General features: G+C 44.1%; 12 protein-coding genes. 2 read left to right on the forward strand and 10 right to left on the reverse strand.

What is annotated here, in order from left to right:
• Positions 1 to 375: 375 nt before the first annotated feature.
• Complete coding sequence (locus tag BMX56_RS02790; RefSeq protein WP_090640394.1) at positions 376 to 3,651, forward strand: SusC/RagA family TonB-linked outer membrane protein; 3,276 nt, start codon at positions 376 to 378, stop codon at positions 3,649 to 3,651.
• Positions 3,652 to 3,656: 5 nt separating this feature from the next.
• On the forward strand, positions 3,657 to 5,057 hold the full coding sequence (locus BMX56_RS02795) for a SusD/RagB family nutrient-binding outer membrane lipoprotein (RefSeq protein WP_090640397.1): 1,401 nt from the start codon (positions 3,657 to 3,659) through the stop codon (positions 5,055 to 5,057).
• A gap of 72 nt (positions 5,058 to 5,129) precedes the next feature.
• Here BMX56_RS02795 and trpC read toward each other — a convergent pair whose 3' ends face one another.
• The 10 genes from trpC to BMX56_RS02845 all read right to left on the reverse strand — a co-directional run bounded on the left by trpC (position 5,130) and on the right by BMX56_RS02845 (position 17,398).
• The gene (gene trpC, locus BMX56_RS02800; protein ID WP_090640402.1) at positions 5,130 to 5,912 is read right to left on the reverse strand and encodes an indole-3-glycerol phosphate synthase TrpC; all 783 of its coding nucleotides are present in this window, start codon (positions 5,910 to 5,912) and stop codon (positions 5,130 to 5,132) included.
• A 230-nt stretch (positions 5,913 to 6,142) separates the two neighbouring features.
• Positions 6,143 to 6,757, reverse strand: a complete 615-nt coding sequence (locus BMX56_RS02805) for an anthranilate synthase component II (RefSeq protein WP_090640406.1) — start codon at positions 6,755 to 6,757, stop codon at positions 6,143 to 6,145.
• Between the two features lie 74 nt (positions 6,758 to 6,831).
• On the reverse strand, positions 6,832 to 8,241 hold the full coding sequence (locus BMX56_RS02810) for an anthranilate synthase component I family protein (RefSeq protein WP_090640409.1): 1,410 nt from the start codon (positions 8,239 to 8,241) through the stop codon (positions 6,832 to 6,834).
• A 233-nt stretch (positions 8,242 to 8,474) separates the two neighbouring features.
• On the reverse strand, positions 8,475 to 8,903 hold the full coding sequence (locus tag BMX56_RS02815; protein ID WP_090640414.1) for a cytochrome B: 429 nt from the start codon (positions 8,901 to 8,903) through the stop codon (positions 8,475 to 8,477).
• Positions 8,904 to 8,973: 70 nt separating this feature from the next.
• Entirely contained in the window at positions 8,974 to 9,762 is a 789-nt protein-coding gene (locus BMX56_RS02820) for a DoxX family protein (RefSeq protein ID WP_090640418.1), read from the reverse strand.
• Between the two features lie 233 nt (positions 9,763 to 9,995).
• Positions 9,996 to 10,619, reverse strand: coding sequence for a thiamine phosphate synthase (locus BMX56_RS02825; RefSeq protein WP_090640422.1), 624 nt, complete (start codon positions 10,617 to 10,619; stop codon positions 9,996 to 9,998).
• Between the two features lie 143 nt (positions 10,620 to 10,762).
• On the reverse strand, positions 10,763 to 12,481 hold the full coding sequence (pafA, locus tag BMX56_RS02830) for an alkaline phosphatase PafA (protein ID WP_090640427.1): 1,719 nt from the start codon (positions 12,479 to 12,481) through the stop codon (positions 10,763 to 10,765).
• 498 nt (positions 12,482 to 12,979) lie between these two features.
• Positions 12,980 to 14,071, reverse strand: coding sequence for an acyl-CoA dehydrogenase family protein (locus tag BMX56_RS02835; protein WP_090640432.1), 1,092 nt, complete (start codon positions 14,069 to 14,071; stop codon positions 12,980 to 12,982).
• Between the two features lie 120 nt (positions 14,072 to 14,191).
• Positions 14,192 to 14,830, reverse strand: a complete 639-nt coding sequence (gene pnuC / locus BMX56_RS02840; protein ID WP_090640437.1) for a nicotinamide riboside transporter PnuC — start codon at positions 14,828 to 14,830, stop codon at positions 14,192 to 14,194.
• A gap of 111 nt (positions 14,831 to 14,941) precedes the next feature.
• Positions 14,942 to 17,398: a TonB-dependent receptor gene (locus BMX56_RS02845; protein WP_090640441.1), complete on the reverse strand. Its 2,457-nt coding sequence runs from the start codon at positions 17,396 to 17,398 to the stop codon at positions 14,942 to 14,944.
• Positions 17,399 to 17,489: the final 91 nt, after the last annotated feature.

Below are 17,489 nucleotides of genomic sequence, written 5' to 3' on the forward strand. Positions count from 1 at the left end.
CTTTTGGTATTTTAAAATGTTTGTCTGTTAGTAGCGCTTTGGTTGACTATGGTGTGTCTTGTCTTTTTTGCAAGCTGAGTCCTGTTTTTTAATGTATTTTGTGGAATAGGCAATAAAAGCAAACAGGGAAAATGCCTCGCGCATTTTCCCTGTTCTAATTAACTTTATTAACTGTCTTATTATTAACTAAATGATTTAGTAATAGCGTAAGAACATGCAAAGGAAATAAATCTTTATGAATTTTTTATGAAAAATATGTATTTTGCGCAATAATATTTATGTAAACGAAATGTTACAATTATTTATTTGATTTTTTATAAATCCCATATACATTTAACCTCTTAAAGTTTTTAACTATTAACTAACACATTATTCATGAAAAAAAGTCTACTTACGACTTTGTGCATCTTTTTACTTGCTGCAACACAGCTATATGCGCAAAACCATACCGTAACCGGAAAGGTTACGGCCAGGGAAGATGGCTTACCGGTGCCGGGGGTATCAGTAAGCATTAAGGGTACTACAACCGGTACCCAGACCGATGCAAACGGAAGATTCTCCTTATCCGTGCCCAACAATGCTTTATTGTCATTTAGTTTTCTTGGTTACATTACCCAAACGTTGCCTGCCGATGGACCAACAGTTAATGTTGTTTTAGTTGCCTCGAGCCAGCAACTTGGCGAGGTAGTGGTAACTGGAGCGCTGGGCTTAAACAGAACGCGTAACCAGCAAGCCTATGCTGCACAGAAAGTAACCGGCGACGAGGTTAGCAAACAACGTAGCGGTAACTTTGTAAGCGGTTTATCAGGTAAGGTAGCCGGGTTAGAAATCAGGCAGAACAACGCCCTCGGCGGTTCAACAAATGTTGTTTTACGTGGTACTAAATCAATCCTCGGCAACAACCAGGCCTTATTTGTTGTTGATGGCGTGCCTTACAACAACGGTGGTTCTGGCGGTGGCAACCAGGGTAACAGCAATTCGAGCTCAGTAGCTGCCGGTACAGGTGGTTATGATTATGGTTCGCCCGCTTCAGATATCAACCCGGATGATATTGAGTCAGTTACCGTTCTTAAAGGCGCTGCTGCTACTGCATTATACGGTTCTATCGGTGCCAACGGTGTAATTTTAATTACAACCAAAAAAGTTAATAAAGGACTTGGTATTACTTTTAACACAAGTTACGGTTACGGTGCTGTTGATAAATCAACCTTGCCAACATACCAAAAACAATATGGCGGTGGTTACGGAACCTATTATGAAGATCCAAGCGGTTATTTCCTTTATAGGGACATCAATGGCGACGGTGTTAAAGATTTGGTTGATCCTTTGACCGAAGACGCTTCATATGGCCATGCCTTCGATCCAAACCTGAAGGTTTATCAATGGGATGCGTTTAGCAAATACTCTCCTAATTTTGGTAAGGCTACGCCTTGGGTTGCTGCTGCTAATGATCCCAATACATTTTTCACTCACCCAATCAGTAATAACCAAAGTTTGTTCATTACTAATGGTGGCGATAATGGTACTTTTAAATTAGGTTATACCCGCAATAACCAAACCGGTTTTATGCCTAATAGTAACGAGTTGAAAAACAACCTTGACTTTGGCGGAACATATAACATCAACAGTAAACTAACTGCAGCTGCCAATATCAGCTACACTCGTACAGATGGTAAAGGACGTTACGGAAGCGGTTATCAATCAGATAACATCCTGAACTCTTTCAGGCAATGGTATCAGGTAAATAACGACATCAAAGAACTTAAAGATCAATACTTTGCTTCCGGTGGTCAAAATATTACCTGGAACTGGGCAAGCCCAACCAATCTGGTTCCAATTTATTGGGATAATCCTTACTTCATCCGGTATCAAAACTTTGAAACAGATACCCGCAACCGTTACTTCGGTAACGTTAGCTTAAATTATAAAGCTACAAATTGGCTAAATTTATTAGGCCGTGTAACTGTTGATAACTGGAGCCAGATTCAGGAAGAACGCAGGCAAGTTGGTTCTGTTGGTTTATCATCATACACCAGGAGAAACCTGAGCTTTAATGAAACCAACTTTGATTTCCTTGCTACAACTGACAATAATATAACTCAGGATCTTAATTTTAAAGGTCTGTTAGGGGTTAACGTACGTAAAAATCTTTACCAGTCAATTGCGGCAACCACAAACGGGGGCTTAATTGTACCAAGTATTTATAGCTTATCAAATTCTAAGAATACGCCAAACGCTCCAACTGAAACGTATGTCCCATTTGAAACAGATGGTATTTTTGCCGGTGCTACGTTCACCTGGAAAAAAATGGTGGTTTTAGATGGTACTTTAAGGCGTGATGCTTCTTCGGCTTTGCCTTCATATAGCAATAAATATTACTATCCGTCAGTTAATTTAGGTTTTACTTTCTCTGAATTGCTTAAACAATATTCATGGCTATCGTATGGAAAAGTAAGAATCAATTATGCTGAAGTTGGTAATAGCGGCACGCCACAAAGCACAAGTAATTATTATTCGCTTACTACGGCATTTGGCTCAAGCCCTCAGGCATTTATAGGTACAACCCAAAATAATGCAAAATTAAAGCCCGAGCGTACAAAAGCATCTGAGGGTGGGTTGGAAATGGCATTTTTCAACAACCGTTTAGGTTTTGATTTCACTTATTACAACAACAAAACCGTTGATCAGCTGATTCCGGTGACATTATCTACAGCTACCGGCTATAATGCTGCTTATATTAACTCCGGTACTATTCAAAATAAAGGTATCGAAGTTGCATTAAATGGTACACCAGTACAAACAAAAGACTTTACGTGGAAAGTGAATGTTAACTTTACCCGTAACAGAAACAAAGTATTAAAACTTTATACTGATGGCTCTGGTCAACAGGCTACCAATCTTCAGCTTGGTTCTTTCCAGGGCGGGGTTTCGCTTAATGCAAGCCTGGATCGTCCTTATGGCGATATTCGCGGTAATGGTTATGTTGATAAAGATGGAAATGCACTTGCTACTAAAAACGGGCAGCAAGTTGTTGGAGACGACGGGTATTATGTGCTTTCTTCAAGCAATAACGTAGTGTTGGGTAACGTTAACCCAAACTGGACGGGCGGCATCAATAGTTCGTTTAGGTATAAATCATTTACTTTAAGCTTCCTGGTTGACGTTAAAAAAGGTGGTAGCGTATTCTCGTTAGATACTTATTATGGTATGGATACAGGTTTGTATCCTGAAACTGTAGGTAACAATGATTTAGGTAAGCCATCAAGAAACGCATTGTCAGATGGTGGCGGTGTGATTTTACCTGGTGTTACCTCTACAGGAGCTCAAAATACCGTTAGAGCAGATAACACAGGTTCTGGTTTATATGGCTATGAGCATAATCCTGCAGCTGGTTTCGTTTATGACGCGGGTTATGTGAAATTACGTGAGGCAGCGATTGCATACTCTTTGCCTCAATCTGTTCTTTCACGGCTTGGCAGCGTTAAAGGCATCGACGTTGGTTTAAGTGGTCGTAACTTATGGATCATCCATAAAAACACCCCTTATACCGATCCTGAAGAAGGTTTAAGCTCAGGTAACCTGCAAGGTTATCAAAGTGGTGCTTTCCCAACCGCCAGAATGTTTAACCTTAACTTAAAAGTAAGATTCTAACGATTATGAAAAAATATTTTATCGCGGCATTGCTTCCGATCCTTTCGCTTGGAGCATGCCATAAAGACCTGGCTTCGTTAAATTCGAATCCAAAGCTTTTCCCAACGGTTCCGGCCGCCTCATTATTTACACAGGCTGAGCGGGTTTTAACCAATACTGTTACCACGTCAAGCGTAAACACTAATATTTATAGGTTAATTGAACAGCAATGGCAAGAAACCACGTACACCGATGAAAGTAATTACCTCATCAATGCCCGTAATATAAATGGTGCGGAATGGAACGCCCTTTATCGTGATGTATTAAATAACTTGCGCTTGGCTAAAACCATTGTACCTACTGACGCTTCTATCGCCAGCGCTGATATTCAGAAAAACGATATAGCAATACTGGATATCCTGCAGGTTTATTCTTTTTATTACCTGGTAACAACTTTTGGTAATGTTCCTTATACACAGGCATTTGATGCTAATAATAACTTTCCTAAGTATGATGACGCAGCAACTATTTACAAAGATCTGTTAACCCGTTTAAGTGCAGACATAGCCGCGTTAAATACAAACGCAGGAAGTTTTGGAAGTGCTGATGTAATTTACGGAGGCAATACAACAAAGTGGAAAAAGTTTGCCAATTCATTTAAATTAAAAATGGCTTTGACCATAGCCGACTCTGATCCAACTACTGCGGCTGTAGCGGCGGCATCAGCGGTTTCTGGCGGTGTGTTTACCTCTAATGCGGATAACGCAACCTTTGCTTATTTAGGAGCTACTCCAAATACAAACCCGGTTTATGTTGATATCGTTCAAAGTGGCAGATTTGACTATGTAGCCTGTAATACACTTGTTAGTTACTTAAACGGTCATGCAGACGCCCGCGTGGGCAAGTATTTTACTGCCTTAGCTGATGGTACATATAAAGGCAGCGCCCCTGGTGCTAAATCAAACTATGACAGTTTCTCGCACGTTAGTCCTACGTTAACTGCGCCAACTTTTCCTGGTTTATTACTTGATTTTGCTGAAGTATCGTTTTATCAGGCAGAAGCTGTTGCGAAAGGGTATATTACCGGCACTGCTGCACTCTACTATGCTGCCGGTGTTCAGGCATCGTATTCATATTGGGGTGCAGGTGATGCAACCGCCTATTTGTTGGTTAATCCCTATACCCCAACTAATCTTGCTTACCAAAAATGGATTGCAGATTATAACAGGGGCTGGGATGCATGGATAGAAACCCGCAGGCTGGATGTACCTGCATTGGTTGCGCCATCAACGGCTTCAAGTGCATTCCCGGTACGTTTCCCTTACCCAATTGCAGAGAGCAATGTAAACGGGGCTAACTATAAAGCCGCTTCAGCTGCCATTGGCGGCGACTTGGTAACCACCAAATTGTTTTTCGATAAGCACTAATTTATAGTGACGCTAATAAAGAAAGCGGGGCTGCCAATTGGCGGTCCCGCTTTTTTATTAAGGTTTTCCCCTTTAAAGCTGCGCTACAAAATCCCTCATTGCCAGCCCTGGATCGGGCTGTTTCATAAAGGTTTCGCCAATTAAAAAGCCGTTAAAGCCGGCCAGCTTCAGGTGCCTGATGGTTTCCGGATCGCTTATGGCGCTTTCAGATATCTTCATGAATTCGGCAGGAATATGTTTGGCCAGTTGGTAGGATGTTTCTACAGATACCGTAAAATCGGCCAGGTTGCGGTTATTTACGCCAATTGCATCCAGTTTTGGGTGAATGCTGCGCTCCAACTCTTCCAGGTTATGTACTTCGAGCAGCACGTTAAGGTTTAAACTTTTGGCAAGCGTGGCAAGCTTATCAATTTCTGCCGGGGTTAAAATAGCCGCTATCAGCAGGATAATATCGGCGCCCAATGCTTTGGCCTCAATTACCTGGTATTCATCTATCATAAAATCCTTGCGCAAAACAGGGATGTTGTTTACAGAACGTGCCCGTTTTAAATCGGCTTTGCGGCCCATAAAAAAATCGCGGTCGGTTAATACAGATAGAGCGGATGCCCCTGCAACCGCGTAATCGGTTGTCACCTTGCTAACCCTTACCTTATCGTTAATAATGCCTTTTGAGGGTGATTTACGCTTAAATTCGGCAATTATACCGGTACGGGCAGGATCAAGCAGAAAATCCTTAAATGAATACGTTTCCCTGTGGAAATATTCAGACTCCTCCAGCTCAACGTATGAGATACGCCTTTTTGCGTATGCTACTTCCCTTTTTTTGTTGGCAACTATTTTATCAAGTATCGTCATAAAGCCTTAGCCCCCTAACCCCCTGAAAGGGGAATTTTTTGATTGAAAACTCTAACACTTACTGTCATCCTGAGGAACGAAGGATCTATCAGCTATGCATGACGATAGAAAAGTTCGTGAATAGATCCTTCGTGTCTCAGGATGACAGCCTTTTATTTTTGGATGTCATTTCCCCTTCAGAATCCGCGGATTTTACTACTCTGGATTTGGATTGACAAATTTAATTATAATTATTTCAGCCAGTTACCCATCATTTCTTTACCATACTCGGTCAATATCGATTCGGGGTGAAATTGTACGCCGCGCACATCATATTCGCGGTGCGATAATGCCATGATAGAATTATCCTCCTCGTCGATAGCCGTTACTTTCAATACCTCGGGTAAATCATTTGCGCTTACAACCCACGAATGGTAACGCCCAACTTTAAAGCTATCGGGCAAATCGCGGAACAATTGCTCGTCGGTATCGGTCACTTTTATGGGGGTAGCAATCCCGTGCATAGGCTGGCTCAGGTTATAAAGGCTGCCGCCAAATACTTCGGCAATGGCCTGCTGCCCCAGGCAAACGCCAAATATGCTTTTGGTTGGCGCATATTTTTTGATCACATCCAGCAACAAACCTGCTTCAGACGGTATGCCGGGCCCCGGAGATAGGATGATCTTATCATATGCATCCACATCTTCCAAAGCAAATTTATCATTCCTCCAAACATCGCATTGCAGGCCAAGCTCATTAACCAAATGCACCAGGTTATAGGTGAAGGAATCGTAATTGTCTATTATCAGGATATTGCCGCCGGGGCCCCCCGGCCCCCTAAAGGGGGAGTTTGTATGTTCGTTCATTTGTTATGTCGTAAAAAAATCTATCAATTATTTAATTTACCCACTATTGTTCCCCCTTCAGGGGGTTAGGGGGCCTACAATTCTTCCGCCAATTCCACTGCACGTCTTAACGCCGCAATTTTATTATCCACTTCTTTCAGTTCGCTTTCGGCAACAGAGCCCGCTACAATACCTGCCCCCGCCTGGTAGTGCAGGGTGTTGTTTTTGCTCAGGAACGAGCGGATCATGATGGCGTGGTTAAATTCGCCGTTAAAACCCATGAAACCTATGGCGCCACTATAAAAGCTGCGTTTGGCTTTTTCATTTTCGTCGATAATTTCCATCGCCCTGTATTTTGGCGCACCGCTCAGGGTACCCGCTGGGTAAGTATCTGCAACTATTTTGAATGATGACACGCCGGGTAATAACTTACCGCTTACGTGCGATACCAGGTGGATAAGGTGCGAATAGTATTGTACTTCTTTAAACGCTTTAACCTGTACCTGCTCGCAATGGCGGCTCAGGTCGTTACGGGCCAGGTCAACAAGCATTACGTGTTCGGCCGATTCCTTGGGATCATTTTCCAGGTTGCGGGCTATCTCGGCATCTTTCACGTCATCTCCGCTGCGTTTAAAGGTGCCGGCGATAGGGAAGATGCTGGCCACATTATTTTTTATAGTGATTTGCGCTTCGGGCGATGAGCCGAAGATGCGGAAATCGCCATAATCAAAATAGAATAAATAGGGTGATGGGTTGATGGAGCGCAATGCCCGGTACACGTTAAACTCATCGCCCTGGAAGGTACGGGAGAATGCCCTTGATGGCACTATCTGGAAAACATCGCCCCGGTAAATATGCTGCTTCATTTTTTCAACAATGGCGATAAACTCCTCGTTGGTAAGGTTTGATTTTTCGGCTTCGCTGCTTTTAAAGCTGTACTCGGGGAAGTTTTTGTTTTTGATGAGGTATTCCAGTTTTTCGATACCGCCGTTGGTTGGGCCGCCTTCGGCCTGGTTGTGGAAAATGTAAAGCTCGTTTTTAAAGTGATCCACAGCGATGATATAACGGTAAATGTGGTATTGCATTACCGGAATCTGGCGAGGATTATCGTCGGTTTGTTTTAGTTTGATGGTTTCAAAATGTTCAACCGCCTCATGAGTAAAATAGCCAAACAAACCGTTTGATATAATTTTCAACGGGTTGGCGTCGGTTTCAAAACTGCCCACAAATTGGTTAAGCTGGTCAATCAGTTCAAAGCTGCCGGCTTCAAGGCTTTCATGACTGCCATCGGGATAGTGCTTTTTTAGTATGCCGTTGTTGAGTACAAAGCCGGCAATAGGTTCGCAGCAAATGTAGCTTAAGCTATTTTCGCGACTGTGATAGTCCGAACTTTCCAGCAGCAGCGAGTTGGGGAATACATCGCGCAGGCGCAGGTAAATGCTCACCGGCGTGGTGGTATCGGCCAGTAGTTTTTTATAGGTGGTTGTTATTTTAAAAGTGCTCATGTTATGTTTTCAAAAATATATAAATAAAAAAACCCGGCGAATTGGGGTCGCCGGGTTTTCCACTTAGGTTTACAATTGATTAGATCATCGCTGACTAAAAACGTATCCGGCTGCCAAATTTAATTGGTGCCACCAGCTATTTTTATTTGTGTTTTTAATCATCGTGGCCACAAATTTATAAAGAAAAATGAATTATCAAATTTTTTTGAAAGTTTATTTGTTGCTAAATCCTATTAGCTACGTGGGATAAGTATAATACCGGCTAAAATTATCACTAAACCTATCAAATAGAAGGTAACAATGGCTTTATGCCTGGCCTCGCCGGTGGCTGCTTTTTTTGATTTGCTATGACCAATGGTTATTAAAGCCAGGGCAATCAGCATGATAACCCAATGCTCTACAGTAAAATACCGGGTCACTTTATTTTTCATGGTTTCGCTGTTAAACTGTACCAGCGGGCTTACAAAATAAAGTATTATGCCAATAAGCAACTGCGTATGTGCCGATATCATGGCAAACAAATTGAGTTTGCGGTTGCCGTTGGTATAAGGCTTTTTTCCTATCAGGCCAATAAGCGCACCTATGATGGCTGCCAAAATTAAGGCCAGTACAATATACCTGAAACCCGAATGGAGATGTTGTAAAAAGCTATAAGCTGTCATGAGTTTAAAATTTGGCGTGAATATACAACAAAACCATTTTAGCTAAAACCCATGCGGATGATTTGACTAATTATTGACTGGCCGCCGTTTGCGCTGGTTTATAAGTGCCGGCTATTAAAAATGCTATGCCGCTAAATGCCAAAGCCTCAAAGACGCTTGTCCATTCATTAGCCCTATCCACTATGGAGGTATCGAGCCCGCGTGGGATGTGCACCATGATAAGCCATAAAAACAGCATTAAGCCTAACAAAGAGGCCGCCAGTTTTACCTTAAATTTAAACACAATAGCGGCGCCGGCAGCAATAAGGGCTATGCCCGCAAAATACACCCAGAATAAATGAAAAGGGAGCCACGATGGTACCAGCAGCGCTACAAATTTTGGATAAATAAAATGCTCGATGCCAAAAACAATCATGGTTGTAGCAAAAAAGTATGGGCCGGCGGGCCGTAACTTTTCTGTAACCGCATCAATGCCGCTTACTGTATCGGCAGGGAAGGAGGTAGCCACTATAAAGGCCCCGCCACACAAGGCCAGCAGTTTAAAGGCATCGTTCCATCCTGCCAAAAAAAACGGGTTCATTTTAATATTGTATGGTATGTGTGAGAGGATAATCATCAACAGCATGAATGCCCCCAGGTAATCGGCAACTATATGTGAGTTGATGCCCGAAATAATAGCGGCCGATATCAGTATCATCAAAATGCCTGCTACACACATGCAAAAAGTGCTTTGCCCTATAAATGCCGGCTCGGGAGGCATAATAACCGGCCTGAAACCAGAGCAGATAAATTGTTGAACCGCGATTGAAACTAACGCAATAGCAAAAAACAACCGCCACAGTCTATTATAGGTTTCCATAAAGAAATATAGGTTATATATTGGATTTCACATGCAATTTACAAAATCAATAACTCATTTTGTTCAATGAACTAAAATATTCTTTGTTATAGTTAAATGTGCATCGTCGAAACAAAAACCTGCCTTTTTTGACCGGATATTTTGCTGCTGTTTTTGGCATGCAGGCAACAGTGCCTTTGTTATTAAGCAATATTAATATTAAAAATGAAGCTCACTTCAGGGCAATAGTGAGTTTAGTACATTTTGCGGTAAAACTCCTTAACCATTCCGGCCGGATCAATAGAACGATTGATGGCCGACGAAACCGCTATGCCGTAAATGCCTGTTTTAAGTAATAATTCAACATCCTGTAATTGGATTCCACCGGTTGCAATAACCGGAATTTCGATGGGGGCTTTTTCCAATTGACGGTAGCCATCGTAACCCAGCAAGGGGAAATTATTCGGCCTGGTTTCAGTATGGGCAAACGGCCCCAGTGCACAGTAATCAACCACGCCTGAATGCTGGGTTTTTAGCAGGCCGGCCAGGTTAGTAGCCGATGCTCCAAAGGTTTTATCTTCGCCAATTGCTTCGCGGATAGTGCTAAAATCGGCACGCTGGTCTTCAATGTGCACACCCTGGGCATCAACTTTATCAAGCAGGTGATAATGATTGGTAATGATAAGGGTAGCTCCCCAGTCATCACAAATAGCTGCTATCTGGTCAATTTCGGCAACCAGTTCGTTGTCTGATTTAGTCATACATCGATATTGTATCCAGTTGGCGCCTGCACTACAGGCAATTTCAACCTGTTGTGTATGGCTGCGCTGCGGCATGTCCTGTGTGATGTAATGAAACCTGGATATGTATTTTTTCATTTCGGTGGTGTGTTGCCTGGTTCGAGGTTCGGGGTTTGGGGTTCGTGGTTCGTGTTGCGAGGGGCGGGTTGCCGGTAAAATGTCGAACCCCGACCCTCGAGCCCCGCAACCCGACCCCCGAGCCCCGCAACCCGAACCCCGGATTACCTGATTACCTCGCTAATGGTTTTGCCAATGCAGCCATCGGGGGCTTGTATGTGTAATAGTGATGCCACGGTAGGGGCAATATCCGTCATGTGGGTTTGGCGTGTGGTATTGCCATGGTTAATGCCCCAGCCCATAAATACCAGCGGTATATGGGTGTCATATGGCGCCCAGGTGCCATGGGTTGTTCCGGTTGCTCCGTGCCCCGAGTAATAGCCTGGTTTTAATACGATTTGTATCACGCCACTATGCTCGGTGTTATAACCATTTATAATGCGGCTGCGCAAATCAACCGGGATAGTCGCGGCGTTTGCGTTTTGCATATCAACGGCAAATTGTACAGCCGGTTGTTTTTGCAGATAGTTTATACAGTCAAGTTTTATCGCCTCTTCGCTGATGCCTGCTTTTTTGATGGCGGCATTGTTAAGGTTAACCTGGTAATTATCCATGCTGATAACCAGGTTTTGAACCTTGTACTTGTCGTTCAGCATGGTGTTCATTTCTTTCTGCGCAGCGGCATCGTCCCAGGTTCCGGCAGGTACGTTGTGATCTTTCAGGAAGTTGGCGTTATGCGCAGCGCCATGGTCGGCGGTTAAAAATACCGAGTAACTGCCTTTGCCCAGGGTGCCATCCAAATAAGCAAAAAAGGCGGCCAGGTCATGATCAAGCCTTAGGTAAGTGTCCTCTATCTCTACAGAGTTAGGGCCAAACTGGTGCCCTATATAATCTGTAGATGACAGGCTTACGGCCAAAAAGTCGGTAACTGTATTGCTGCCTAATTGTTCATTTGCTATAGCCGCTTTAGCCATATCAAGCGTCATCGAATTGCCGTAAGGTGTAGACCGGATCATGCCTAAGTGACCATTGTACAATGCCGATGTATTAACCGGCATGGTTGGTGCACTGGTGCCGGCAAACTTGCCTTCGTATTTGCCGCTGTTATCGGGGGCGCTTTGCAGGTAAGTGGCTATAGGGTAAAGGGTATTCCAATCCTGTTTAAGGTATTTTTCGGCAATTTTTTGGCTGTTAAAGTTTTTAACCCAGGCAGGCAAATCGGTCATGTAGTAAGTGCTGCTTATCCAGTTGCCGCTGGTGTCATCAAACCAATAAGCGGCATTGGCGGTATGCCCGGCAGGCAGAATGCCACCGCGGTCTTTTAACGCGATGCCAATAACTTTTGAGCGGAAATTGGTTGCCAATCTAAGCTCGTCAGTAACGGTAGTTACCAGCAAATTGCGTGGCGACATTTGGCCGGCCTTTGAGGTGCTGCCAACGGCGGTTACCGTGCTATCATCTGTGCAATACATTGATTTTCCGGTAGCTTGCACAATAAAATCATTGCCCGCAATACCATGAATGGCCGGCACCGATCCGGTGTATATGCAGGTGTGGCCGGCGGCGGTTACCGTGGGGATATAATCAATATTGGTATTCTCGCAGGTAAAGCCCTCGCCAAGCATTCGTTTAAAACCGCCATCTTCGTAACGGTCAAAATAGCGGTACAGGTAATCCCACCGCATTTGATCAACCACCAAGCCAATAACCAGTTTGGGGCGGGGCAGGCCGGTAGGCATGGGTATAGCGCGTTCGCGGTGGTAGGTAATTTCGCTATCGTTGTTCCTCCTGCTGGTATGTTTATGTTTTTTTTTGTGAGATTGTGCCGATGCCGAAAGAGAGGCAGTGGCTAAAATTAAAAGCAACAGATATTTAAGCTTCATTTTTTTGTTTTTGGATCGCCAAATATCAACAATGAAATTAAAAAGCCATATGAAGTTTATGTTAAGTATGGGTTTTGTTACAAATAAGAATCAGAATTAAGAGTCAAGAATCAAGATAGAGAATTTGCGTTGAATAGTTAAGGGCCGTAAGTTGTTATTTAATAAGAGCTAACGGATAGCTTATAGCGTTGGGAAGTTATAGGCATCAAACATAACTTATTTTATTTGCAGATACGGGAGCCAGGGGAGACTTGTGTTGGTCGGCAAGAGGTACAAATATTTGGATTCGCGCAAATTGTGCGGTCAGTTTTAGTGTTAACCATGTTAAAACATCAAGGTATTGATAATGAGGTTTTTATATATAAATATAGCTGAAATGTGTTAAGTTGTGTTAACCCAACTATGTGCGACCTGTTATTTAATTTCACATATGTTTTTGTCGGATAGAAAATATATGAGTTAGCTTTAAGCTTTGGGCATTCTGCTTTCAGCTTCTGTTTACCCGCCGATGCTATTTAACAAACTGTGCTGGCTTGCGGTATGCAAGTCGCGCCATGTTTGGCTTATTTCGGTATTGGGATTGGCAGCCTGCAGGCCGCAGTACGGGTATAGCTTATCAACACTCTCGCGTGCTGTTTTGGCCAGTTTGCGGCTGGTAGTGCTTACCTCGGTCAGATACCCGGCGGGGCCTGTTAAACCACTTTGCCAGGAAGCGTCAACGGCCTGGTAAAATTCGGCCCGGGTTTTATTAAGGTTGGTAGTTAATTCATCCAGCAGTTGTTTTGTTGTATCGCGGTGAGTATCGCGTTGCCGTTTGCCTAACTGTTTTTCATCAAACAATGGCCCGCACAGATCAAGGAAGTGTACGGCCATGCCCGATATGTTTGCAGCCAGCGTAGCCTCGGCCAATTGTAAAAAGGGATATTTGTACAAAGGCTCGTTGATTACTGCATACTCCGGGTCGATCTTAAAACACCTGTCGGCTTTAACAAACAGGTTGCTTACCTGGTAGGCATCGCTGCCGGTGGCCATCATGCCGATGTATTTCCAGGCGGGGAAAACCTCCACATCTTTCTTGTCGAAAATAAAAGGTAGTACCAGTTCGTTTCCGTCGGCGTCTAAAACAGATTCGTTGCCATTTTTGATGATACAGTTGGCTGTTATATGGGTGGCATGGTGCGCGCCGCTGGCATATTTCCAGGTGCCGTTAATGATGTAGCCGCCATTGGTAATGGTGGCCGTACCTGTTGATGCGCCGCTGCCTGCCAGGCATAATGCAGGGTTGTTCAATAATTCCGGGGCTATGCTTGCCGATAAAAAACCGCCAAACCAGCCCGCACCACTGCAAAGGGTAACCACCCAGCCCAAACTGCCGTTGGCCCAGGCCAGGCTTTCTTCCAACCGCACCATATCCGGCAAAGGCAGTTGCAGGCCCGAATAGGCTTTCGGAACCAGGAATCTAAACCAGCCCTGCTCGTAAACCAGTTTCAATTGATCAGGGTGCAGCATGGCCAGTTTTTCGGCCTCCGCGGCAGTATCCCGGATTGTTTTTATCCATTCGGGTTTTAGTAAGTATGATGGATGACGCATAGATGTGCAGATTTCAAATTTCAGATGTGCAGATGATAGATTTTCGGCCTTGATACAATAGGTTGATATGAACCCGTTTAAAGAACAGATGGAATCCAACTAACAACCTCATCCCACGTTTCAATTTCCTGTCTTAATTCTTAATTCTTGACTCTTGATTCTTTTCCCCCATTCAAAGTACCCCAAAATAGCTACAACAAATAAAAAGACGGTGAGCAGCGCAAACATGGGGAGGTGCTTGTAAAACAGGATGGGTACGGCAAACAGGTTTGATATGTTTAAAAAAATCCAGTTCTCTATTTTACGGCGGGCCAGCAGCCACATGCCTGCCCAGGCTGTTGACGATATCAGCGCGTCCCAAACAGGTACGTTTGATGGCGTAAAATATTTAGCCGGCAGGTTTTTGAGCAGCACATAAAAAAATACCCAGCCAATAACGGATATGGTAATGCTTATACCCCATTCGTTTTTGGTACTCCATGAAATTTCTACAGGTGGCTGGTTGCGCCGTTTTACCCAGTACCACCAGCCATAAACGCTCATGATCACATAATAGCCATTCAGTATCGACTCGGCGTACAAGCCTACATCCAGCAACAAATAAATAGCAATTGCGGTTCCCAAAATACCCGCAGGATAAAGCAAGATGTTGTTTTTTCGCGCCAGCAAAACTTCGGCAACACCCAGGGCAACGGCAAGCCATTGCACCCAGGTGGTTTCCTTTATCTGATCAATAAAAAGCTTTATTAAATCATGCATAAACGCGTTTCTTAATTCGTAAAATTCGATCCAATTCGGAAACTACTATCTGCCCGGATTCGTGAAATTCGCCCCAATTCGAGACGATTCGTGTGCATCCATTCGTGTGTATTAAAAATTTAGGCTAAGCATCGCCATAAAATTGCGCGGCGCCTGCGGAAAATAGTAATTGTAGTTTACCATGTTGCCACCTTCAATATCCGGGTATGTAGCACCGTTGGCCTCGTACTTTTTGCTGAAAACATTATTAACCTGCAAGCCCAAACCAATGTTTTTAACCGAGCTGATACTGAAGTTATAACGCAGCCTTACATCGCTGGTGAAATAGCTTTTTAAATACCTGTTGGCGGCATACGGATTAGCGGCGTTATCGGGCGCTATGTTAAAACCGGCAGGGTTTTGGTTCATGGTATTATCTAAATACTGTTTGCTCACGTACTTGCTGATAAAAGCGATTTCGCCGCCTTTAACCGGGCTGTAGCTAATAATGCTGGCCCCGGTAAGCGATGGCGAATAAGCAATGGTTGTTTTTTTAAACGATTCTTCAACCAAAGTGCCGTCATCGTAATTAGAGAAAAACTGGTGGTAGTTTTTAATCTTGTTGGCGCTCCAGGTAGCGGTTATCCCCCAGTTAAGCTGGCTGGTTATGCGTACTTTGCCATCCAGCTCAACACCGGCGCGATAGCTATCCGGAACGTTGGTGCGTATAGCGCTGCCCACATCATTAAGCGCCCCGGTTAATATCAATTGGTTTTTATACAGCATATAAAAGCCATTAATACCGCCGCTAAAAATTTTGCCAACCGTACGGTAACCTGCTTCAAAATCCTTCAGGTTTTCGGCCTTTGGCCTGGCTTGCGGGGTGGAGTTAACATAATCATCGCGGTTTGGTTCATGGTTACCTACCGCAAATGATGCATATACATTGTTTTGCTCATTAAGCTGGTAAGTAATACCTACTTTGGGGTTAAAAAAGTTAAGCTCGATGCTTTGCTGCGCGTTCTGCTGGTTTTTGTCGATACCGTAAAAATTGTAATACAGGTGGCGGTATTGCGCATCGGCATAAAGCAACACCTTGTTTAAATGCCATTCGGCGCGGTAAAAAATATTAAAGTCGTTCTTTTTGGCATTATCACGATAGTACTCATAGTTGGGGCCTATGCCTGCGCTTTCTTTGGTATAAATAATATTGCCGTAATGCGCGCCTTTGTATTCATTATAAGCGCCGCCCAGGGTCATGTTCAGGTTGCTTTGGGGCTGATATTTTAAAGCGTACGTAACACCATAAAATTCATTATCAAGCCAAAGCCTGCGTACCAGGTCGGTAGTTTTAATGGTATCGGTACCCATAATAACCGGGGTGAGTCCATAATTGACTACAGCATCCTGTTGATGGTACTCTTCATAGTAACCCTTGCCCTTGGTGTAGTGCAATGCGCCGCTAAAAGATAGCTTACTGCTTATCTTCTGATCGTACAGCAACTGGTAGTGGTTTTGCAGGTAATCATCTACCTGGTCTTTATAAAAATTACCGGCGTAGTCCATCAGGCCAAGCTCGTTATAAGTGCGGTTATCCTTTCGGGTATTATCACCAATAACATAATCGGCAATGCCATTCCAGGCCTGGTAAGTGCGCTCGTGGCCCGATATTACGTTGGCCCTGATGGTGCTGTTTTTGCCATACCAGGCAGCGCTTAAGTAAAGAGATTTTAAATCGGACGTTGCCCTGTCAATATAACCATTGGAGTGGATGCGTGATAAACGGCCATCTAAACTGAAATGCCCGCCCAGTAAGCCGGTACCGACATTAACCGTGTTTTTGATAGAACCGTAAGAACCGGCCGAAGTATTGATCTCGGCATAAGCAGTATCGCGGCGCGCGGTAGTCTGGATATTGATGCTGCCGCCAAAAGCGCCAGCGCCATTGGTTGATGTACCCACGCCGCGCTGCACCTGGATATTATCAACCGACGAGGCCAGGTCGGGCAGGTCGATAAAGTATGATCCCTGGCTTTCGGCATCATTCAGCGGAATGCCGTTGATGGTAACGTTAACCCGGGTATTATCAGAGCCACGGATGCGGATGCCGGTGTAGCCAATGCCCGCGCCCGCATCTGATGTGGTCACAACCGATGGGGTGAGGCTTAACAGGTAAGGCAGATCCTGCCCGAAGTTGTTTTTTGCTAAATCGTTTTTGCTGAGATTGGTAAATGCCGTTGGCGAGTTTTTAACCGCACGGGTGGCGCTGATGGTCACTTCCTCGGCCGCAAACGTGCCATTATTGAGCGTTAGGTTGATAACCTGGCTGGCCGCTAAAACGATATTTTTGCTGATGGTTTGGTAACCAATAAAACTGGCATTTAGTGTGTAGTTGCCGGGTTTAAGATTAGTAAAGCCATACTTGCCGGTAGCATCGGCAACGACGCTGGTAGTTGGGTTTGTAAGGGTAATAGTTGCACCGGGCAGTGCTTCGCCCGATTGATTGGTTACTTTTCCGGATATGGAAAGCTGGGCCGATGCCAAAACAGGCAGCAGCAGGGCTATGATAGCCGCGAATACATTTTTCAAAATTTTTAAACTAAAAATTAGTTAAACCATCTGCTCACCAGGGTACAATGGCAGTACACTTAACTTGTCACCTCTCCCTACGCCGGCATTA

The sequence above is a fragment of the Mucilaginibacter sp. OK283 genome (assembly GCF_900110415.1).
Lineage (GTDB): Bacteria > Bacteroidota > Bacteroidia > Sphingobacteriales > Sphingobacteriaceae > Mucilaginibacter.